This window comes from Gordonia araii NBRC 100433 (genome assembly GCF_000241265.1).
Taxonomy (GTDB): Bacteria; Actinomycetota; Actinomycetes; order Mycobacteriales; family Mycobacteriaceae; genus Gordonia; species Gordonia araii.
This window is the reverse complement of record NZ_BAEE01000022.1, coordinates 1-20,500: the sequence shown is the minus strand read 5'-3', so window position 1 is coordinate 20,500 and position 20,500 is coordinate 1. Positions and strand designations below refer to the sequence as shown.

The window sequence follows — 20,500 nt, the reverse complement described above, 5'->3', positions numbered from 1 at the left end:
AACTTCACGGTGTCGGCGGCCAGCGATGCACAGGCCGTCACGGTAACCGTGCGGGACGGCGCATTCCGGCAGACCGGCCGTGCGCTGGAGATCGTCAACGCGGCCGGCAAGGTCGCGGACCGCATCCCGCTGGTCGTCGAAACTGCCAGCGGCAACGTGCCGTTGCGCTCGGCAGTCGCCGCCAACGGGAAGTCGGCCGAGATCGAACCGCTGCTCAAGCCCCACCGCCACCAGGTGTCGCGTGCCAAGGACAAGGCATGGAACCGGATGATGGCCCAGCTCAACAAGGATTGGCCGTGTGCCGCGGGATACGTGGGCGGCGGCGCGCTGATCGGCTTCCTCGTCGGCCTCCTGACCATCGTCGGCTGGCCCATCGGCATCGCGGTCGGAGCGGCCGCGGGCGCCTACGTCGGCTACACGACGTGCAACCGCGGCGCCGGATGGCGCGCTGCCGTCGCCTGGTGGAACACGCCCTAGCGCGTTTTCGCGTGCCGACGACGGTGCGCTACGCGAACAGCGTCGTGAGAACGAGGTCGATCTGGCCGGCGAATAGCGCCTCGGGTGCGTTGAACGAGTCCGGTCCGTACTGACCGAACACTTCGAGGCTGATCGCGCCGACGATCGTCGCCCACAGCAGCGTCGCCGCCTGGATCGTCGACGACGGCATGTCGAGACCGAATTCTGTCGCGACGCCGGATAGATCGAGCTTTCGATCCGGTGCGGGCAGGTCGTCGCGAAGCAGGCCGGTGCGTTCGGCATCGGCGATCGTGCGCAGCAACGCTCCGACCACCCGGGTGCCCGGTTCGACGGTCCGTTCCGCCGGTGCGGCATACCCGGGCACCGGGCTGCCGTAGAGGAGCGCCCATCGCGGCGGGTCGTCGACGGCCCAGCGGCGCATCGCCACCGCTCCGCGGCGCAGTCGCTCGTGCGGATCGTCGCCGGTCATCGCCGCTTCGACCGCGTCGGCGAGATCGGTGTAGCCCTCGACGACGAGCAGCGTGAGCAGGTCGTCGCGGCTGGGCACGTATCGGTACACCGCCGAGGATACGACGCCCATCTCCCGCGCGATCGCGCGCAACGACAAGCCCGCCGCGCCCTGCGTCGACAGGTGCTCGCGTCCGAGGCGCAGGATCTCCGCCGTCATCGCCGCCCGATTCTCCGCCCGCTTGGTTCCTGCCATGAGCCGATCATGACACAAAACGAGAGCAGTGCTCTTGATTTGTCCGATACTGGCGCGCATACTCGAGTGAACCGAGAGCACCGCTCTCGATTTACGAAAGGGATCATCATGGCCGACTCGAACCACTACATCGCACCGTCGCGCATGGACCGCGCCTTCAACGCCGCGGTTCGCTGGTTGACCGAACGCGGCGTCAGCCTCGCCGGCTCCCAGGCATTGACGGTTGTAGGGCGAGTCAGCGGTCGCCCGCACACTGTCCCGGTGAACCCGATGTCACTCGACGGCGGAGAGTACCTCGTCGCGGCCCGCGGTGAGACGGACTGGGTGCGCAATGCACGCGCGGCCGGTTCTGCGCGGTTGCGGCGCGGCCGTCGCGACCGTGCCGTCGCGCTCGTCGAGGTTCCCGACGAGCGACGCGCACCGATCATCGCCGCGTACCTGAGCAAGTGGGGCTGGGAGGTCGGACGATTCCTGCCCGAGGGCGTCGCCGCCGATGCGAGCGTCGACGAACTCGCCGTGCACGCGCACCAGATTCCCGTCTTCGCCGTGAAGTAGCCGGTCAGCGCTTCCGGTCGGCCCAGCGGCGCAGCTCGGCGCGGGCGAGGGCGTTCTTGTGCACCTCGTCGGGTCCGTCGGCGAAGCGCAGCGTGCGGTTGCCCGCGAACAACGCCGCCAACGGGGTGTCCTGCGAGAGGCCGGCGGCTCCGTGGGTCTGGATGGCTTTGTCGAGAATCCACTCGACGGTCGACGGTGTCGCGATCTTGATGGCCTGGATCTCGGTGTGCGCACCCTTGTTGCCGACCGTGTCCATCAACCATGCCGCTTTGAACACCAGGAGGCGCAGCTGCTCGATGCGCACCCGCGACTCGGCGATCCAGTCCCGGATCACCCCCTGGTCGGCCAGCGGCTTGCCGAACGCGACGCGCGATTGCGCGCGCTCGCATATCAGCTCGACGGCACGCTCGGCGGCGCCGATGGCGCGCATGCAGTGGTGGATGCGCCCGGGGCCGAGGCGGGCCTGAGCGATGGCGAATCCGTACCCCTCGTCGGCGATGAGGTTCTCCGCCGGGACCCGGACGTCGGTGAAGCGCAGTTCGGCGTGGCCGCCGTGGGACTCGTCGAGGTAGCCGAGAACCTGCATGCCGCGCACGATCTCGAGACCGGGCGCATCGCGCGGGACCAAGATCATGGACTGTTGTCGATGACGCTCCGCCTCCGGGTCGGTCTTTCCCATGACGATGAAGATCTCGGCATTCGGATTCATCGCGCCGGTGATCCACCACTTGCGGCCGTTCAGCACGTAGTCGCTACCGTCGCGCACGATCGACAGCTCGATATTCGTGGCATCCGACGACGCGACGTCGGGTTCGGTCATGGCGAAGGCCGAGCGGATCTCGGCGTCGAGCAACGGTTGCAGCCAGCGCTTCTTCTGCTCCTCGGTGCCGAAGAGGCTCAGGACCTCCATGTTGCCGGTGTCGGGCGCGGAGCAGTTCATCGCGGCAGGCGCGATCTCCAGGCTCCGCCCGGAGATCTCCGCGAGGGGCGCGTACTGCAGGTTGGTCAGGCCGCCGCCGTCCTCGCCCGGAAGGAAGAGATTCCACAGGCCGCGGCGGCGAGCCTCGGCACGTAGCTCGGCCAGCACCGGTACCGAGTCCCACGCCCACGGGTCCGCTAGCGCGGCATGCTGTTCGGCGAACACCGATTCGGCCGGATAGACGAACTCGTCCATGAACTCCAGGAGGGAATCCCGGTACTCGACGGTCTTCTCGTCAAACGCAAAATCCACGGCATCCCTCCGGTTCTCGGTGCGGGGCAACCATAACCCTTCTGCCGGGCGGCCCGGAGTATCTCCGGCAGGGCCAGACGCTGGAGAGTCCGTGGCCGTAGCGCCCGTCGTCACGGCCGCCGGTTTTCGTTTTGACCCGAACAATCGAGGTCGGTAAAGTACTTGGGCGGTGCCTGGCGACAGCTGGGCCAGTCTGCATGCGTGTCAACGGATTGAAGCGCACTGGGTGAAACCAGGCTTCGAACCACGGGCGGAACAGGCTGACTAGGCGAGACCGAGAGCGGGCGTACGACACGCCCGACCTCGGGGTAGCGATCAATGTACTGACCAGTGCAAACGTGCTGGTGGGGCGAGTTGTGGAGGTGAATCACGGTCGCCGTTGGCGACAGTGATCATCTGCCCGGAGCACCAACCGCAACAGACACTGCGGATCGGCGGGAGCCGGCTCCAACGTGCGAAACAACGAATGAAGGAATTCAGTGCCAACTATTAACCAGCTGGTCCGCAAGGGCCGCAAGGACAAGGCTTCGATCAAGAAGACCGCGGCCTTGAAGGGCAGCCCGCAGCGGCGCGGCGTGTGCACGCGTGTGTACACCACCACCCCCAAGAAGCCGAACTCGGCGCTTCGCAAGGTCGCGCGTGTGCGCTTGACCAGCGGCGTCGAAGTCACCGCCTACATCCCCGGTGAGGGCCACAACCTGCAGGAGCACTCGATGGTGCTCGTGCGCGGTGGTCGTGTGAAGGACCTCCCGGGTGTCCGTTACCGAATCATCCGCGGCTCGCTCGACACCCAGGGTGTCAAGGACCGCAAGCAGGCTCGCAGCCGTTACGGCGCGAAGAAGGGCGGCTAGTCATGCCACGTAAAGGACCCGCGCCCAAGCGCCCCCTGATCAACGATCCCGTCTACGGTTCGCCGCTGGTCACCCAGCTGGTGAACAAGATCCTGCTCGACGGCAAGAAGTCGACGGCCGAGCGGATCGTCTACGGCGCCCTCGAGCAGGCGCGTGAGAAGACCGGCACCGATCCGGTCATCACGCTCAAGCGCGCGCTCGACAACGTCAAGCCCACCCTCGAGGTCAAGAGCCGCCGCGTCGGTGGTGCCACCTACCAGGTGCCGGTCGAGGTCAAGCCGAACCGCGCCAACACGCTGGCGCTGCGCTGGCTGGTGACCTTCAGCCGTCAGCGCCGCGAGAAGACCATGGTGGAGCGCCTGGCCAACGAGTTGCTCGACGCCTCCAACGGCCTCGGTGCCTCGGTCAAGCGTCGCGAGGACACCCACAAGATGGCTGAGGCCAACCGGGCGTTCGCTCACTACCGCTGGTAACGCCGTGACCGTTCGGCGCGACGGCATGGCCGTGGCCTGAACGACAGCCCTTAGTCCTCAGAATTCCCGAAGGGAAAGTAATGGCACAAGAAGTGCTCAACGACCTGACCAAGGTCCGCAACATCGGCATCATGGCCCACATCGATGCCGGCAAGACGACGACGACCGAGCGAATCCTGTACTACACCGGTGTCAACTACAAGATCGGTGAGACCCACGACGGTGCGTCGACGACGGACTGGATGGAGCAGGAGAAGGAGCGGGGGATCACCATCACCTCCGCCGCCGTGACCTGCTTCTGGGACGGCAACCAGATCAACGTCATCGACACCCCGGGCCACGTCGACTTCACCGTCGAGGTCGAGCGCGCGCTGCGCGTGCTCGACGGCGCGGTCGCGGTGTTCGACGGCAAGGAGGGCGTCGAGCCCCAGTCCGAGCAGGTCTGGCGCCAGGCGACCAAGTACGACGTTCCGCGCATCTGCTTCGTCAACAAGATGGACAAGATGGGTGCGGACTTCTACTTCACCGTCCAGACCATCATCGACCGCCTCGGTGCCAAGCCGCTGGTCCTGCAGCTCCCGATCGGTTCCGAGGATGCCTTCGACGGCGTCGTCGACCTGGTCGAGATGAAGGCCAAGCTCTGGCGCGGCGAGACCCAGATGGGTGCGGAGTACCAGACCGAGGAGATCCCCGCGGATCTGGCCGACAAGGCCGCCGAGTACCGCGAGAAGCTGCTCGAGACCGTTGCCGAGTCCGACGAAGCGCTCATGGAGAAGTACTTCGCCGGCGAGGAGCTCACCGTCGAGGAGATCAAGGGCGCCATTCGCAAGCTCACGATCGCCTCGGAGCTGTACCCGGTGCTGTGCGGTTCCGCGTTCAAGAACAAGGGTGTCCAGCCGATGCTCGACGCGGTCATCGACTACCTGCCGAACCCGCTCGACATCGGCGAGATCGAAGGCCACGTTCCCGGCAACGAGGACGAGGTCATCACCCGCAAGCCGAGCATCGACGAGCCGTTCTCGGCGCTGGCGTTCAAGATCGCCGCGCACCCCTTCTTCGGCAAGCTGACCTTCGTCCGCGTGTACTCGGGCAAGGTCGATCCGGGCGCCCAGGTCCTCAACGCGACCAAGGGCAAGAAGGAGCGCATCGGCAAGCTGTTCCAGATGCACGCCAACAAGGAGAACCCGGTCGACGACGCGGTGGCCGGCCACATCTACGCGATGATCGGCCTGAAGGACACCACGACCGGCGACACCCTCTGCGACCAGCAGAACCCGATCGTCCTGGAGTCGATGACCTTCCCGGACCCGGTCATCAACGTCTCGATCGAGCCGAAGACCAAGTCCGACCAGGAGAAGCTGGGCACCGCGATCCAGAAGCTGGCCGAAGAGGACCCGACGTTCTCGGTCCAGCTCGACGAGGAGACCGGCCAGACCGTCATCGGCGGCATGGGCGAGCTTCACCTCGACATCCTGGTCGATCGCATGAAGCGCGAGTTCAAGGTCGAGGCGAACGTGGGCAAGCCCCAGGTCGCGTACCGCGAGACTATTCGCAAGACCGTGGACAAGCACGAATACACCCACAAGAAGCAGACCGGTGGCTCTGGTCAGTTCGCCAAGGTCATCATCAAGCTCGAGCCTCTCACCGAGGCCGAGGACGGTGCGACCTACGAATTCGACAACGCCGTCACCGGTGGTCGTGTCCCGCGCGAGTACATCCCCTCGGTGGATGCCGGTGCGCAGGACGCGATGCAGTACGGCGTTCTCGCCGGCTACCCGCTGGTCAACTTGAAGGTCACCCTGCTCGACGGTCAGTACCACGACGTCGACTCGTCGGAAATGGCCTTCAAGATCGCCGGTTCGCAGGCTCTGAAAGAGGCTGCGCGCATGGCAAGCCCGGTCATCCTGGAGCCGATCATGGCCGTTGAGGTCACGACTCCGGAGGACTACATGGGTGATGTGATCGGCGACCTGAACTCCCGCCGTGGCCAGATCCAGGCCATGGAGGAGCGCAGTGGTGCCCGTGTCGTCAAGGCACAGGTTCCGCTGTCGGAGATGTTCGGCTACATCGGAGACCTTCGGTCGAAGACTCAGGGCCGGGCTAACTACTCCATGGTCTTCGACTCGTACGCTGAAGTTCCGGCGAACGTGTCGAAGGAGATCATCGCAAAGGCGACGGGCGAGTAATCGCCCCGAGTCTGCGGGCCGCGCCTCGGCGCGAAAACAACCAAGATAACCAACCGTTGCCGGGAACCACTCGGCAGCGATAACAGTCCAGGAGGACACAAGTGGGCAAGGCGAAGTTCGAGCGGACCAAGCCGCACGTGAACATCGGCACCATCGGTCACGTCGACCACGGCAAGACCACCACCACGGCTGCCATCACCAAGGTGCTGGCCGACAAGTACCCGGATCTCAACGAGAGCTTCGCGTTCGACCAGATCGACAAGGCTCCCGAGGAGAAGGCTCGTGGTATCACGATCAACATCTCCCACGTCGAGTACCAGACCGACAAGCGCCACTACGCGCACGTCGATGCTCCGGGTCACGCCGACTACATCAAGAACATGATCACCGGTGCCGCCCAGATGGACGGCGCGATCCTGGTCGTGGCGGCCACCGACGGCCCGATGCCGCAGACTCGCGAGCACGTGCTGCTGGCCCGTCAGGTCGGTGTTCCGTACATCCTCGTCGCGCTGAACAAGGCCGACATGGTGGACGACGAAGAGATCATGGAGCTCGTCGAGATGGAGGTCCGCGAGCTGCTGGGCGCCCAGGAGTTCGACGAGGACGCTCCGGTCATCCCGATCTCGGCGCTCAAGGCTCTCGAGGGCGACGAGAAGTGGGTCAAGTCGATCGAGGACCTCATGCAGGCCGTCGATGACTCGATCCCGGATCCGGTCCGCGAGACCGACAAGCCGTTCCTGATGCCCGTCGAGGACGTCTTCACCATCACCGGCCGCGGCACCGTGGTCACCGGTCGTGTGGAGCGCGGCGAGATCAAGGTGAACGAGGAAGTCGAGATCGTCGGCATCCGCGAGGGCTCGCAGAAGACCATCGTCACCGGCATCGAGATGTTCCACAAGCTGCTCGACGAGGCTCAGGCAGGCGACAACGCCGGTCTGCTGCTGCGCGGCCTCAAGCGTGAGGACGTCGAGCGCGGTCAGGTCATCGTGAAGCCGGGCACCACGACTCCGCACACGGAGTTCGAGGGCCAGGCTTACATCCTGAGCAAGGACGAGGGCGGCCGTCACACGCCGTTCTTCAACAACTACCGTCCGCAGTTCTACTTCCGCACCACGGACGTGACCGGCGTCGTTACCCTCCCCGAGGGCACCGAGATGGTCATGCCGGGCGACAACACCGAGATGAGCGTCAAGCTCATCCAGCCGGTCGCCATGGACGAGGGCCTGCGCTTCGCGATCCGCGAGGGTGGCCGCACCGTCGGTGCCGGCCGCGTCACCAAGATCGTCAAGTGATCGAGTGACCTAGGTAGTAAGCCGCGAACGGCGCCCATCCCTTCGGGGGTGGGCGCCGTTTCGCTTGTTTGATGAACTAATCTGTGAATTTCTGCGGTCGCGTTGTGTGACGGCATCGATTCGGAGGTTCCAAGCATGCGCGGTTCACATGGCGGACTGCTGGTGGCAGCCACGGCGGTAGCCCTCGTCGTCTCGGGGTGCGCGACCGAGGACGACCGCAATCCAGATGCGCCGGTGCCGGTCACCACGGTTTACACCAGTGAGGCCAACGGCTCACCGTCATCGTCGGCGGCGCCGGCAGCGGTCTCCGAGCAGGGGAAGCTGCCCGACGGGTGGTATCGCACCAACACCGGCACGCTGGCCACCCCGTGCGGGGGATCCCGCAACCCGGGCACGGTCTTCGACGTCCAGAAGGGGACCTGGATCGACGTCCCGGCGCCGCGCTCGATCGACGACGGCGAGACGGAGGAAGAAAAGCGCTGTGCGATCGTCGGTGACCCCGACGATCCGGTGGTGATCTACGGGCGAGTGGTGAGGAAGCGCGCGTCCGGTGTCACCGGTGAGAGCATCAAGCCCGAGGTGTACGCGATGAAGGTCAAGGATGGGTCAGCGGACAAAGCCGTTGATCTGACGAGCCTCCTCGCGCAGGGTGCGGACGTCGAAGCGATCGGTGCATACCCCGGTGGCTTCTACCTCCTCGAGAACGGCGTGCCGGGTTCGAACAACCTCATCCAGATCGGATTGAAGCTGATCGCGCTCGATGGTGACCTCAAAGCGTCGGTGACGAACACCCTGGTCAAGTTTCCGTCCCAGCTGAGCAGCAACGCCAACGACCTCGAGCTGGCCGCTGCGCTGTTGAGCTACGACCCGTCTCATCTGAAAGCGCCGGGCGCCAACGTCGTGAAACTGCCCAGCGGTGCACGGCTCGGGATACCCGACGACGCGCATCTGGTCGAGGTTGTCGACCGGTTCGCGGTCTACCAGGAGAAGCATCCCTCCGGTACCACGGCGCCGATCAAGATCATGGACTCGGCCAGCGGGAAGGTGGTGACCACACCCATCACCACCACCGCGCTCGGCTACCAGATCCAGGCGTGGGGGAACCTCGTCCGGATCACCAGCACCTACGTCGTCGACATGTCGACCGGCAAGGTCCTGCTGGATTCGACGAAGGAGAAGAACCCGGCACCGAACAAGATCGCCGGGAAGTACCTCTACGTCAAGGACGACCTGAAGGATCCGGTGATCGACTTGACGACCGGAAAGACCGTGCACGAGGGCTGGAGCAGGCGGCCGATCGCCCGGATCAAGGGGTGGACCATCGTCTCCAACACCGACGACCTCGGCGAGGGCAACCTCACCCTCGTCCGCGACGACGACAAGGGCGAGTACGCCGGTCCCTGGTGGTGATTCGTCTCGGTACGGGCCGGCCCGAGGCTGTTGGTAACGTTACGGCTTGTGTCTGACGAGATAGGTCTGCGGAGCCGCACGGTTGTCGGGTCAGTTCTGGTGCTCGGTGCCGTGCTCGGGCTGGCGGTCATCGTCCTGGCCGTGACCGTCGGGGCTGCACTGGGCGGGACCGGCGCCGGAGCGCGGGCATCGGCCTTTCCGATCGCGATGGCGGTCGCGGCATCGGTCGCCGTCGTTCTCGCGCTTTTCGTCGTGGCGTTGACGGTCGGTGCTGCGGTGGTGCCCACGCCCGCGGTCAAGGCTCTCGCGTCTGCCGCGGCCGTGGCGATCTTGCTGGTGCCGTGGCAATTGTGGACGGCGTTCCGGCCGGTCGAGGACGGCGGGACCGCACGGCTGGGTGCCCTCTACGCCTTTCTCGGCATCGTGGCGGTGGCGGCCGTGGCTGCGCTCGCCGCCTGGTTGCTCGGTCAGCCGGTGGATTCGCGCGGGGCGCGCAACGCCTTGTCGGCAGCGATCCTCTTCGGCGTCATGCCCGGGCTGTTCGTCTCCTTGGCGGTGGCGGGCCCCGCGGCCGAGGTCGGTGCGGCGTTCATCTTCATCGCCGCCGCGGCGGTGGCAGCTGCGTCATCGGGCGTGCACGGTCCGGCGGACGGACTCGCGGAAGACTGAAATCGGCCGACCGTTCGACATGAGGATGCTAAACACATCCGTCACTGTGTTAACAACAGGTCTCGATGCAGTGGGCATTGGGATACAACCCTTGTGACTGTTCGTCGTCGGAAAATAGGGTTCTGACGTGCACAAACTTTTGTCGTCGACCCTGTCTGTCCGTCGTCGGGCCCTTGCCGTGACCGTCGTGGCGAGTGCGATGCTCGCCACCGGTGCCGTCGTCGCCCCGGCCGAGGGTGCGACCCGCAGCCGGTTCTACACGTCGGGATGCGGAATGCCGGCGTCGCCGGTGGACGTGTGGAAGCGGGTCAGCAACTACAAGACGGTGATCGCCCTCGACGGGCTGCGCGCCACCAACGATATGAGCGGCTGGCGCCACGAGACCAACATCTCCAAGCTGGCCGACCGCGGCGTCAACGTCGTGCAGCCGGTCGGCGGTCTGGCCAGCTTCTATACCGACTGGGTGCGCAAGCCGAGCAACAAGCAGCAGTTCAGATACCGCTGGACCTGTCGGTTGAATCAGATCATCAGGGAACTCGACGCCCGTGGCATGGCGGCAGGCAAATGGGGTAAGTACGCGATCATGGGGATCTCGATGGGTGGGAACTCGGCACTGACGTATGCCGCGAATCACCGTCGTCGGATCTCCCACGCGTTCTCCATGTCCGGCTACCTGAACCTCTCCGCGCCGAGCATGCGCGAGAGCATCAAGGTGGCCCTGATCGACGCCGGGAACGAGGCAGGTCGTGGCCCGTACAACGCCGACGACATGTGGGGTCCGCCGTGGAATCCGCGCTGGGTCCAGAACGACCCGTTCAATCTGGCACCCAAGATGCGCGGGATGAAGGTGCGGATCGCGGCGGCGACCGGTGCGCCGGGGCGGCACGAGGTGAATGCGATCGGCACCGTCAAGGGCGCGCCGCTGGAGACCGCGTCGATCGCGCAGACCAAGGCGTTCGAGACCCAAGCCGTCGCCAACAGTCTGCGGCTGACCACCGATTACCAGTTGCAGGGCACTCACACCTGGGGCTATTGGCAGGAGGCTGTGTGGCGGGCCAAGCACGAAGGATGGTTCCGCGACCGCTGATCGTTGCCTATCGGTTGTGGAGTTTGCGCGGGTCGACGCCCTCGCGCTCCCAGCCGTCGGCCGCCCATTCGACGTAGAGCGCCCGGACCGGCAGACGGTTGAAGAGCGGGTTGCACGCGCGCATGAACGCGGTGAACCGGTCGAAGCGGCGTTGCATCGTCGGGTTCCAGTCGAGACGGCAGACGTCGCGCATCTGCTGCGGCAGCGTTCCGATGATGACGGTGCGGACGAATGCGTTCAGCGGGGCTGACAGCACCTTCCACACCGGCTTGGGAAGCCACCGGGGTCCGGGGATTCCCTGGCGGAGGTAGCCGGTGGCGTAGACGATCGTCTTGGTCGGGACGAAGCGGTCGAGCATCGAGTCCCAGTAGTCCTGGAACTCCTGATAGGTCTGCGGCTGGCTGCGCGCACTCACTCCGTAGAGCTGGTACCAGACCTTGGACTCTTCGAAGATCTGTTCTTTCTCGGCGTCGGAGAGTCGGCGGATGAAAGTATCCGTGATGTAGATGACCTGGTCGACGAAGGTCGCGTGCGCCCAGTAGAAGAGTTCGGGGTTCAGTGCGTGGTAGCGCGAGCCGTCGCTGATCGTGCCTTTGATGTCGCGGTGGAAGTCGCGAACCTTGTGGCCCCAGCGGTACGGGTCGTCGGAGTACACGGTGCGCATGATCGGCGGTCCAGTGCGGCGGGCGCGGCCGATGAAGTCGCTGAAGATGACGGAGTGGTCCTCGACGCCTTTGGCCAGTTGTTCGATGCAGTTCTCGGTGCCGGCGAGGCGCTGGAAGCCGAAGAGTCCGCGGATGTCGCCGTAGAACTTCCAGACCAGCGAATCCGCGCCGAGGCGCAGCTTCAGCGAGTCGATGTCGTCGTCGAACACCGGCGCGGTCAGGATGCTGGGCTCAGCCTCGCGCACGCCGGTGTCGAAGTCCTGGACTGTCATGACTCGAAGCGTACCGCGAGATTGGAACAACTCACAATCTTTATGTCATTTGTGATCCATAATTTTCGTTAGGATGCTCGGGTGTCTGAATCCAGGTCGCCATCGATGCCGTCAGCCGACGATGCACCGGCCCCGCCGCCCGCAGGTCGCGGCGTCTTTTGTGGCGCTCTCTGTGCAGGAGATCGTGCCCGCCCCCGTCGCGATGGCCTCGCTGCTGGTCCCCTGGTATCTCGCGCGTCGCCGCAGTCTCTGGATCCTGCTGCTGGTACCGGTAGCGGCGACGGCGATCTTCCTGTTGTCGCACTTCTCGCAATTGGCGACGGAGACACTCCCCTCTGAGGCATGGGAGAGTATGTGGCTCGTGTGGCTACTGAGCATCGTCTCCTACGGTGTCCTCGCCGTCATCTTCGTCGGATTTCCCTGGTGGGGCGCGAAACTCGATCAACAGCTCACGCAACGTCGCGCCGAAGGCACCGATTAGCGTCCGTCGCCATACTTGGCGACGATCCGTCGGCCGAAGTGCTCGCCGCGCTTCAGACAGGCGGGGCACGCGCATGGTCTGTTGCCGTGGGCTTGCGGCCAATAGCGCCAACCGAGTACCTGCGATACACGGCGGACACGGTGGATTTCGCGCCGGTGAACGGGCCGCTCCAAGTAGGCCTGGAATCCGCGCGGATCTTCCTCGCCCATCATGAGGGCGATGGCCTCCGCGGCGCTCATCCGCTCGTGAGCCCTGCTGTAGTGGCCGACGAGCACGGTCTCGTCGTCGGGTAGCCGCACGTCGACGGCAACGAGATTGCGGGAGCGGCTGCCGCGCTTCAGCTCGCGCAGCCACTGGTGACTGATGACGTAGTTGGCGGTACGCGGAGTGAGGTAGACGCCGTCGCGTCCTTTGGGCACCTTGATACCGGCGCGACGGATGCTGCTGACCGCCTCCGCGGGTGCGATGTGCACGAACATGGCCATCGCACCACGCTATCGCGAAGCGGCCGGTCGGTTAGTCTGCCGACATGCTCCCGCCGCTTGACGACCTCCTCGACACCGCGATCGTCGTCGCGCTGCCGATGCGCATGCGGTTCCGCGGGATCGCGACGCGGGAGGCGTTGCTTTTCCGCGGGCCGGCCGGCTGGGGCGAGTTCTCGCCCTTCGTCGAATACGGCGACGAGGAGGCCTCAACATGGCTGGCGGCCGGGATCGAGGCGGCCTGGCTCGGCTCGCCGCCCGCGGTTCGAGACGCCGTAGAAGTCAATGCGACGGTGCCCGCGGTACCGGCGTCGCAGGTGGCCGAGGTGCTGGCTCGGTTCCCGGGCGCCCGCACCGCCAAGGTGAAGGTCGCCGAGAAGGGGCAGACCCTGCGCGACGACATCGAGCGGGTCGCCGCGGTCCGCGACCTCGTCGCGAAGGTCCGCGTCGACGCCAACGGCGGTTGGACCGCCGACGAGGCGGTCGCGGCCATCGGCGAGCTCGGCGAACTCGAATACGTCGAACAGCCCTGCGCGACGGTCGAGGAGCTTGCCGGCGTCCGGCGGCGAGTCGACACTCCCATCGCCGCCGACGAGTCGATCCGCAAGGCCGACGACCCGCTGCGGGTCGTGGCCGCCGATGCCGCCGACATCGCCGTCGTCAAGGTCGCCCCGCTCGGCGGCATGCGACGAGTGCTCGAACTCGCCGAGCAGATTCCGCTGCCGATCGTCGTTTCCAGTGCCCTCGACACCGCTGTTGGGATCAGCGCCGGCGTCGCGACGGCCGCCGCGTTGCCGCGGCTTTCCCACGCGTGCGGGCTGGGCACCGGTGCCCTTTTCGTCGACGACGTCACGCGTGATCCGCCGCGCCCGCACCACAGCGAACTGCGGCCGGGCACCGTGGTCGTCGCTGATCCGCCGCTCGCCGATCCTGCCCGGTCGCAGTGGTGGCGGGATCGGCTGACGAGATGCCATCGGATCCTGGCTCGCCGATGATTTGACCGGCGAATCACGCTCTTGAAACAAAGCTCGACATTTGTTCCAACAGGAGTACAGTGAGATGCAGACCACAATGATGGCCCGCTCCGCCGTGCAGCCCGGCGGCGGGCCCGATGATCGGAGACCCGTCGATGACCACCGTCTTCACCCAGGCCCCGGCCGACAGTGACCTGAAGAGCGTTCCGAAGAACGGGCGCAACGGGGTGCTGGAGATCCTGCGCATGCGTCGCGACCCGTTCGCATTCGCGGAGGCGCGGCAGGCCGAGTACGGCACGGTGTCGGCGATGAGCGCTTTCGGAACCACGTTCGTCACCTGCTCGGGCGCGGCCGCGGCCGAGCAGATCCTGATGAACAAGGACAAGGCCTTCGCCAACGGCCCGGCGTGGAGCTACTTCATCGGCCCGTTCTTCAACCGCGGCGTCATGCTGCTGGACTTCGACGAGCACCGTCACCACCGGCACATCCTGCAGCAGGCGTTCACCCCCAAAGTGCTCAAGGGCTACTTCGGCGAGATGCAGCCGGTCATCGCCGACCGGGTCGCCAAGTTCCCGACCGGCCGGGTCAAGATGCTCAACGAGTTCAAGGAGCTGACCCTCGACGTCGCACTCGAAGTCTTCCTCGGCGTCGAGCTACCCAAGGACGAGGCGGACAAGCTCAACAAGGCGTTCATCGAGACCGTCCGCGCCGGCGTCGCGTTCGTCCGCAAACCGATTCCCCCGGGACGCTGGTGGAAGGGTGTGCGCTCGCGCAAGGTTCTCGAAGAGTTCTTCTACGCGAACATCGCCGCCAAGCGGGCCAAGGAGACGCCCGACCTCTTCTCGGTGCTATGCCACGCGGAGAGCGACGAGGGGCATACGTTCACCGACGAAGACGTGGTCAACCACATGATCTTCGTGCTCATGGCGGCGCACGACACCTCGACGATCACGATGACCCAGATGGCCTACCACCTCGCCAAGAACGTCGCATGGCAGGAGAAGGCGCGCGCCCAGTCCTTCGACTTCGGCGCCACGCTCGACTACGACGACCTCGGCAAGATGGACATCCTCGACAAGGTGATGCGCGAATCGCTGCGCCTGTGCCCGCCGGTTCCCGCCCAGCCGCGCATGGCGGTCAAAGACACCGAGGTGCAGGGATACTTCATCCCCAAGGGGACGATGGTGACGGTCCCGCAGCTGACCAATCACCGCGACGAGGAGTACTTCAGCAACCCCGACGTCTTCGACCCCGACCGTTACAGCTCCGACCGCGCCGAGGACAAGGGGCACCGTTTCGCCTGGACCCCGTTCGGCGGTGGTGTGCACAAGTGCATCGGGCTGTACTTTGGCCAGATGGAGATCAAAACGATCATGCACAACCTCCTGCGCGACTTCGAGTGGTCGGTGCCGTCCGACTATGTGATGCCGATGGACTACAGCGCGCTGCCGGTGCCCAGCGACAAGCTGCCGGTCAATCTGCAACGTCTGGCATGAGCGGGCGCAAGGCCCGCAGCACCGCGACCGTCGAAGACCAGGAGTCGGCGATCCTCGCCGCCGCGGCGGACGAATTCGCCGCGGTCGGCGCGCGCCGGGCGAACATGGACGAGGTCGCCTCGGCCGCCGGGGTGAGCCGGTCGACGCTCTATCGGCGCTTCCCGAACAAGGAGAGTCTGCTGCTCGCCGTCGCCGGCGACGCCTACGAGCAGGGCATGGTCCGCCTGGAGGAATCGGTCGCCGGGCTCGGGCCGCGCGAAGCCGTCATCGAGGCGTTCGCCACCGGCGCCGAGATGGTCAGCACCGATCCGTTGCTGAGCCGGATGGTGCTGGAGGACTTCGAGGTGCGCAGCGTGACGGCGTCGGTGAACACCCTGTTCATCGAGATGGTCACCGACCGGGTCGCCCAGACCCTGCGCAACGCGGGCGCGACGATGCCCGGCGACCAGCTGCACCAGGCCGTCGAACTCCATGTCCGTCTGGTCATCTCGTATTTGGAGAACCCGTCGACGGACCCGACGCACGCCCACCCCGAATATGTCCGCCAACTCGCCGCCACCTATCTGGCGCCGATGATCTACTGAGATGAGTCTCTCGTGAGGTTTTCCCGATCCAAGCCGGCGCTGACCGGCGACGAACTCCGCGGCAAGGTCGTCGCGGTGACGGGTGGCGCGCGCGGAATCGGGTTCGAGACCGCGACGCAGCTCTTCGCCGCGAAGGCGAATGTCGTGATCGGCGATATCGACGCCGACGCGGTCGGGAAGGCCGCCGCCGATCTGGGCATCGAGGGAATCGAACTGGACGTCACGTCACCGGAATCGATCGAGGCCTTCCTCGACGAGACGGAGAAGCGCGTTGGTCCCGTCGATGTGCTGATCAATAACGCCGGCATCATGCCCGTCGGCCCGTTCCTCGGCTACGACGCGGCGCTGATCCGCCGCACCGTCGACATCGACCTGATGGGCGTCATCTGGGGGTCGCAGGCGGCGGCCCGCCGGATGGTGCGGCGCGGCCACGGGCACATCGTGAACGTCGCGTCGGTCGCCGGGCGACTGCCGATGCCCGGGCTCACGGTCTACAACGCCGCCAAGGCGGGGGTCATCGAGTTCTCCGACGCGCTCAACGCCGAACTGGCCGACGATGGCGTTGCGGTGTCGGCGATCCTGCCGTCGTTCACCAACACCGGCCTCATCAGTGGGCTGGAGACGAACCGCTACATCCGCGTCGTCGAACCAGAAGTCGTTGCCGCGCAGGTCGTTTCGACGATCATCAAGCCGCAGGCGCGTGCTGCGGCGCCGCGTTCGATGGGCTGGGTCCACGCCAACGCGATCATGCCGCAGGCGCTCAAACGGCGGACCCGCAAGATGACCGGTCTCGACCACATCTTCCTGCACTACGACGGATCGTCGCGCGCGGAGTACAACAAGCGCATCGGGCAGTAGCCGGTGGGCGCGGACAACCAGCGGACCCGCGACCGCGCACTGCTCGCCGCGGAGCGACAGGCCCGAGCCGAACTCGACGACATCCGCGACGGCGGTCCGCCGCGCCGGGAGCGGATCGTGCTGGCGCTCGCGGCCGTCGCCGCGCTCAGCGGAATCATCGCGGCGTTCATCTCCGGTCGCGCTCCCTCCGACGAGGACTTCCAGCGGGCGGCGGCCGAGCGGGTCAACCTCCTGCTCAGTTCCGATCCCGACCAGCCGGATCGGGCCAAGCGAATCCTCGCCGGTGCGACGGGGGAGTTCCACGACGAGTTCGCCCAGTCGGCCGACGCCTACACGACCTTCGTGCGCGCCCGAGGCACCGTTTCCGACGGGCGGGTGCAGGGTACTGGGATGACCGCCCGACTCGGCGATCAAGCCGAGGTGCTCGTGCTGGCCACCGTCGACCTGCCTGCCTCCCCACAGGCCCCCGCGCGCAGCACCGACTTCCGGCTGCGGGTCGTCGTCGCCGACGAGGACGGGGTCTTCAAACTCGCGAAGGTGCAGTACCTGCCGTGAGTGTCCAGGATCGCCCCAGCGCCGCGGCCGACCGTGCCGCGGCCGACGACGACCGACGCCGGCTGCGCTGGCTCGCGCTCGGGTCGGTGATCGCCGCCGCGGCGCTGGTCGTCGCCGCGTGGCAGTTCACGGGCTGGCGAGCCGAGGCCGGCGCGCAGGCTCGTCACGACGCGGTGCGGGCCCAGGCGCCGGCCGTGATCGCCGACGTCTTCTCCTATACGCCGCAGACCGTCGCCGCCGACAGCCGTCGGGCCCGGACGCTGGTCAGCGACGAGTTCGCCGCGGCCAATGCGGCGGCGTTGAGCGATCAGCGGGCCGGGGCGGCGCAGTGGAAGACGCGCACCGTCGCCGTCGGCGACTCCGGTGACGACTGGGCCGAGGTGATCGCCGTCGTCGTCGTGACCGATCCGGTCGACCGCGAGAGCACCGACGAGCGGATCCTCTCGACGCGGTTCGTCCACCGCGGCCGCTGGCTGCTCGACGCCGTGGAGCTGATCCGATGAGTTCCGCGGACCGGGCGACCCGGCGGTGGCGGGAAGCGCGCATCGCCGCGGGTCCCGCGCTGCGCCGACGGGCTGCACGCCGGCGCCGACAGTTGGCCCTGGGCATTCGGGTCGTCGTCGCGCTCGGCGTGCTCGCGATCGTCGCCGCGCTGGTCTTCGGGATTCTCGATCGTCGCGGGGCGTTGGCGCATCAGCGCGGAGACGAGGCCCAGCTGGGCGCACGTGCGGCGCTGCAGACCATGCTCAGCGCTGATCCGCGCAAGGCGGAGGCGTACGTCGATGCCGTGCTCGCGGTTTCCGCAGGCAGCCAGCGCGCCCGCATCGAGGCCGCCCGCGGCGAGTTGGCCGCCGAGATCGCCGCCCAGTCGGGCCCGTCGACGGGGCAGGTGCTGGCCACCGCCCTCGTCGACGAACCGTCGCCGAGCGGACCGGTCACCGTGCTGGTCGTCGCCGAGGCCACCAACCCGCAGTTGATCGGTGCCGACACCACCGCCAAGCGCGTCCCGGTCGTCGTGACGATGACCCAGGTCGACGGTCGCTGGCTCGTCGAACAGGCGAGGCAGGCGTGAACCGCCGCGTCGCGGCACTGGCCGCTCTCGCCACGGTCTTGATGCTGGTCGCGGTGTGGGGGTGGTGGCGCGCCACCGACAGCGGACCGGTCGAGGATCCCCGACGTGCGGCTGTCATGACCGCTGCCGCGCATGCGACGACGGTGCTGATGACGCAGCAGCCCGGCGACCCGCCCGTACGCGCCGACGTGAAATCGCTGCTGACCGGACGACTGGCCGACGAGTATGCCAGTCAGGGGGCCGATGTCGTGTTGCCCGGCGCCGTGGAGCGGCGGATGACGATGACCGCGCGAGTCGTGGGCACCGGGACCGCGGAGCTGCGTTCGACGCGCGCCCGTGTGCTCGTCTTCGTGGACCTGTGGGCGACGCCGCATGCCGCCGAACAGCAAGCACCGAGGGTACCCTTAGCGCGCTGGGCGGCTATGCGTAATGTCGACGGGAAGTGGCTGCTCGCCGGACTGACCCCGGTTGGCGGCACCTTCTCTTAATTCGTTACCCACGAAGGGGAATTTGTCGATGTCGGAAAGACTTGGCTCGGGCGCGACCGTGGTGGTCGTCGGCGCCGGGCTCGGTGGCGTGCGTGTGGCCGAGAACCTTCGGACCGGTGGGCATGACGGGCCGATCGTGATGATCGGGGCCGAGGCCCACCCGCCGTACGACCGGCCACCGCTGTCGAAGAACGTTCTCACCGACGCGACCGATCGGGTCGACCTGAAACCCGAGGCGTTCTACGGCGAATCGTCGATCGAGCTGCGCACCGGCGAGCACGTCGACCGCATCGATCCGGCGGAGAAGACGTTGACGGTCACGCGCGCCGACGGATCGTCGTACCAGCAGGACTACGACGCCCTGGTCTTGGCCACCGGGCTGGATCCGCGCCCGTTTCCCGGTGCCGAAGACGTCGCGGGCGTGTACACGCTGCGCCGCTTCGACGACGCTCTCGCGTTGCGGGACGCGGCGGCGGGAGCGACGGCTGCCGTCGTCATCGGCGCTGGCTTCATCGGCTGTGAGACCGCGGCGAGTCTGCACACGCTGGGACTGACCGTGACCCTCGTCGAACCGGCTCCGACACCGTTGGCACAGGCCGTCGGCACTGAGATCGGTGCGCTCGTGACCCGCCAGCACAACGAGAAGGGCGTCAGCGTGCGCGCCGGGATCGGCGTCGACGAGATCGTCGCAGAAGGCGGCAAGGTGAGCGGCGTGAAACTCTCCGACGGGGAGGTCGTACCGGCCGACCTCGTCGTCGTCGGGATCGGGTCGACCCCCGTCGTCGGCTATCTCGACGGGTCGGGCATCGAACTCGCCAGCCGCGAAGTCGGCGGCGGCATCGCATGCAACGAGGTCGGCCGGACGAGCGCTGACGACGTCTATGCGCTGGGCGATGTCGCGAATTGGCGCGACCACGGTGGTGCCCAGCGCCGGGTCGAGCACTGGAACCACACGGTCGAGCAGGCGGCCATCGTCGGCGCGGCGCTGCTCGGCACCGACCATGCCGTCGTGCCCGCCGTCCCGTACTTCTGGAGCGACCAGTACGACCTCAAGATCCAAGTCCTCGGCTGGCCGAAGCCCGACGACGACGTGCACATCGTCGACGACGACGGACACAAGTGGCTCGCATACTTCAGCCGCGACGGCATGCTGACCGCCGTGGCCGGCGCGGGGAAGGTCGGGGCGGTCATGAAGACGCGGCCGAAGCTGGTCACCCCGACGCCGATCGACGAGGTGCTGCCGGGCTGATGGCGGCCTCGGCGGCCGAGATCCGCGCGGCGGTCCTCGCCGTCGCCGACCCGGAGCGGGCCGCGTCGTCGGCGTGGTTCTTCAAAACGGGTCCGGGGGAGTACGGCGAGGGCGACGTCTTCGCCGGTGTCCCGGTACCGGTGCTGAGAAGGCTGGCGCGCGGATTCCGCGGTGTCTCCCCGTCGACGGTGACCGAGCTGCTCGCCGACGAGACCCACGAGATCCGGCTGCTGGCGCTGATCCTCATGGTGCGCGAGTTCGCCGACCGTGCCCAGAATTCCGCCGATCGTGCCCACAATCCCGCCGACCGTGCCCAACATCTCGCCGACCGTGCCCAGAATTCCGCCGATCGTGCCCAATGGGTCCAGTGCTACCGGGATGCCATTGCCT

General features: G+C 66.8%; 24 protein-coding genes. 20 read left to right on the top strand and 4 right to left on the bottom strand.

What is annotated here, in order from left to right:
- A partial coding sequence (locus tag GOARA_RS20095) for a DUF8020 domain-containing protein (RefSeq protein WP_007321025.1) occupies positions 1-477 on the top strand: 477 nt, incomplete at its 5' end.
- A gap of 28 nt (positions 478-505) precedes the next feature.
- Here GOARA_RS20095 and GOARA_RS04065 read toward each other — a convergent pair.
- Positions 506-1,180, bottom strand: coding sequence for a TetR/AcrR family transcriptional regulator (locus GOARA_RS04065; RefSeq protein ID WP_007321024.1), 675 nt, complete (start codon positions 1,178-1,180; stop codon positions 506-508).
- Positions 1,181-1,288: 108 nt separating this feature from the next.
- Here GOARA_RS04065 and GOARA_RS04060 point away from each other — a divergent pair, with 108 nt between their 5' ends.
- Positions 1,289-1,735, top strand: coding sequence for a nitroreductase/quinone reductase family protein (locus GOARA_RS04060; protein WP_007321023.1), 447 nt, complete (start codon positions 1,289-1,291; stop codon positions 1,733-1,735).
- A 4-nt stretch (positions 1,736-1,739) separates the two neighbouring features.
- Here GOARA_RS04060 and GOARA_RS04055 read toward each other — a convergent pair whose 3' ends face one another.
- On the bottom strand, positions 1,740-2,966 hold the full coding sequence (locus GOARA_RS04055; protein ID WP_040521691.1) for an acyl-CoA dehydrogenase family protein: 1,227 nt from the start codon (positions 2,964-2,966) through the stop codon (positions 1,740-1,742).
- A 479-nt stretch (positions 2,967-3,445) separates the two neighbouring features.
- On the opposite strand from GOARA_RS04055, the gene rpsL reads away from it, so the two are divergent.
- The 7 genes from rpsL (at position 3,446) to GOARA_RS04020 (ending at position 10,934) form a co-directional block, all read left to right on the top strand.
- Entirely contained in the window at positions 3,446-3,817 is a 372-nt protein-coding gene (gene rpsL / locus GOARA_RS04050) for a 30S ribosomal protein S12 (protein ID WP_007321021.1), read from the top strand.
- Between the two features lie 2 nt (positions 3,818-3,819).
- Positions 3,820-4,290, top strand: a complete 471-nt coding sequence (rpsG, locus tag GOARA_RS04045) for a 30S ribosomal protein S7 (RefSeq protein ID WP_007321020.1) — start codon at positions 3,820-3,822, stop codon at positions 4,288-4,290.
- Positions 4,291-4,370: 80 nt separating this feature from the next.
- Positions 4,371-6,476: an elongation factor G gene (gene fusA, locus GOARA_RS04040; RefSeq protein ID WP_007321019.1), complete on the top strand. Its 2,106-nt coding sequence runs from the start codon at positions 4,371-4,373 to the stop codon at positions 6,474-6,476.
- A gap of 101 nt (positions 6,477-6,577) precedes the next feature.
- Positions 6,578-7,768: an elongation factor Tu gene (gene tuf, locus GOARA_RS04035; RefSeq protein WP_007321018.1), complete on the top strand. Its 1,191-nt coding sequence runs from the start codon at positions 6,578-6,580 to the stop codon at positions 7,766-7,768.
- Positions 7,769-7,903: 135 nt separating this feature from the next.
- Complete coding sequence (locus GOARA_RS04030) at positions 7,904-9,178, top strand: hypothetical protein (protein ID WP_007321017.1); 1,275 nt, start codon at positions 7,904-7,906, stop codon at positions 9,176-9,178.
- Between the two features lie 48 nt (positions 9,179-9,226).
- Positions 9,227-9,847 (top strand): hypothetical protein, encoded by a 621-nt coding sequence (locus tag GOARA_RS04025; protein ID WP_138947529.1) that lies wholly within the window; start codon positions 9,227-9,229, stop codon positions 9,845-9,847.
- 127 nt (positions 9,848-9,974) lie between these two features.
- Positions 9,975-10,934: an alpha/beta hydrolase gene (locus GOARA_RS04020; RefSeq protein ID WP_007321015.1), complete on the top strand. Its 960-nt coding sequence runs from the start codon at positions 9,975-9,977 to the stop codon at positions 10,932-10,934.
- 7 nt (positions 10,935-10,941) lie between these two features.
- On the opposite strand, the gene GOARA_RS04015 is transcribed toward GOARA_RS04020, so the two are convergent.
- A complete protein-coding gene (locus tag GOARA_RS04015) occupies positions 10,942-11,871 on the bottom strand; it encodes an oxygenase MpaB family protein (RefSeq protein ID WP_007321014.1) in 930 nt (309 codons plus the stop codon).
- A gap of 160 nt (positions 11,872-12,031) precedes the next feature.
- Here GOARA_RS04015 and GOARA_RS04010 point away from each other — a divergent pair, with 160 nt between their 5' ends.
- The gene (locus tag GOARA_RS04010; RefSeq protein WP_138947528.1) at positions 12,032-12,352 is read left to right on the top strand and encodes a hypothetical protein; all 321 of its coding nucleotides are present in this window, start codon (positions 12,032-12,034) and stop codon (positions 12,350-12,352) included.
- Here GOARA_RS04010 and GOARA_RS04005 read toward each other — a convergent pair.
- The gene (locus GOARA_RS04005) at positions 12,349-12,837 is read right to left on the bottom strand and encodes a hypothetical protein (protein ID WP_007321012.1); all 489 of its coding nucleotides are present in this window, start codon (positions 12,835-12,837) and stop codon (positions 12,349-12,351) included. The two genes, GOARA_RS04010 and GOARA_RS04005, sit on opposite strands and share 4 nt — an antisense overlap.
- A gap of 44 nt (positions 12,838-12,881) precedes the next feature.
- On the opposite strand from GOARA_RS04005, the gene GOARA_RS04000 reads away from it, so the two are divergent.
- The 10 genes from GOARA_RS04000 to GOARA_RS19660 form a co-directional block, all read left to right on the top strand.
- The gene (locus tag GOARA_RS04000; protein ID WP_007321011.1) at positions 12,882-13,829 is read left to right on the top strand and encodes an o-succinylbenzoate synthase; all 948 of its coding nucleotides are present in this window, start codon (positions 12,882-12,884) and stop codon (positions 13,827-13,829) included.
- Between the two features lie 134 nt (positions 13,830-13,963).
- Complete coding sequence (locus GOARA_RS03995; protein ID WP_007321010.1) at positions 13,964-15,304, top strand: cytochrome P450; 1,341 nt, start codon at positions 13,964-13,966, stop codon at positions 15,302-15,304.
- Complete coding sequence (locus tag GOARA_RS03990; protein WP_007321009.1) at positions 15,301-15,888, top strand: TetR/AcrR family transcriptional regulator; 588 nt, start codon at positions 15,301-15,303, stop codon at positions 15,886-15,888. The genes GOARA_RS03995 and GOARA_RS03990 overlap by 4 nt, the downstream gene beginning before the upstream one ends.
- A gap of 12 nt (positions 15,889-15,900) precedes the next feature.
- Positions 15,901-16,746 (top strand): SDR family oxidoreductase, encoded by an 846-nt coding sequence (locus GOARA_RS03985; RefSeq protein WP_007321008.1) that lies wholly within the window; start codon positions 15,901-15,903, stop codon positions 16,744-16,746.
- A 3-nt stretch (positions 16,747-16,749) separates the two neighbouring features.
- On the top strand, positions 16,750-17,301 hold the full coding sequence (locus GOARA_RS03980) for an Rv1363c family protein (protein WP_007321007.1): 552 nt from the start codon (positions 16,750-16,752) through the stop codon (positions 17,299-17,301).
- The gene (locus GOARA_RS03975; RefSeq protein WP_007321006.1) at positions 17,298-17,804 is read left to right on the top strand and encodes a hypothetical protein; all 507 of its coding nucleotides are present in this window, start codon (positions 17,298-17,300) and stop codon (positions 17,802-17,804) included. Before GOARA_RS03980 ends, GOARA_RS03975 begins: the two co-directional genes overlap by 4 nt.
- Positions 17,801-18,373, top strand: a complete 573-nt coding sequence (locus tag GOARA_RS03970; RefSeq protein ID WP_007321005.1) for a hypothetical protein — start codon at positions 17,801-17,803, stop codon at positions 18,371-18,373. The genes GOARA_RS03975 and GOARA_RS03970 overlap by 4 nt, the downstream gene beginning before the upstream one ends.
- Positions 18,370-18,861, top strand: coding sequence for a hypothetical protein (locus GOARA_RS03965; RefSeq protein WP_007321004.1), 492 nt, complete (start codon positions 18,370-18,372; stop codon positions 18,859-18,861). Before GOARA_RS03970 ends, GOARA_RS03965 begins: the two co-directional genes overlap by 4 nt.
- A gap of 28 nt (positions 18,862-18,889) precedes the next feature.
- Positions 18,890-20,110, top strand: coding sequence for an NAD(P)/FAD-dependent oxidoreductase (locus tag GOARA_RS03960; protein WP_007321003.1), 1,221 nt, complete (start codon positions 18,890-18,892; stop codon positions 20,108-20,110).
- Positions 20,110-20,500 (top strand): DNA alkylation repair protein (locus GOARA_RS19660; RefSeq protein ID WP_007321002.1); only part of this gene is annotated, 391 nt, incomplete at its 3' end. The genes GOARA_RS03960 and GOARA_RS19660, both read left to right, overlap by 1 nt.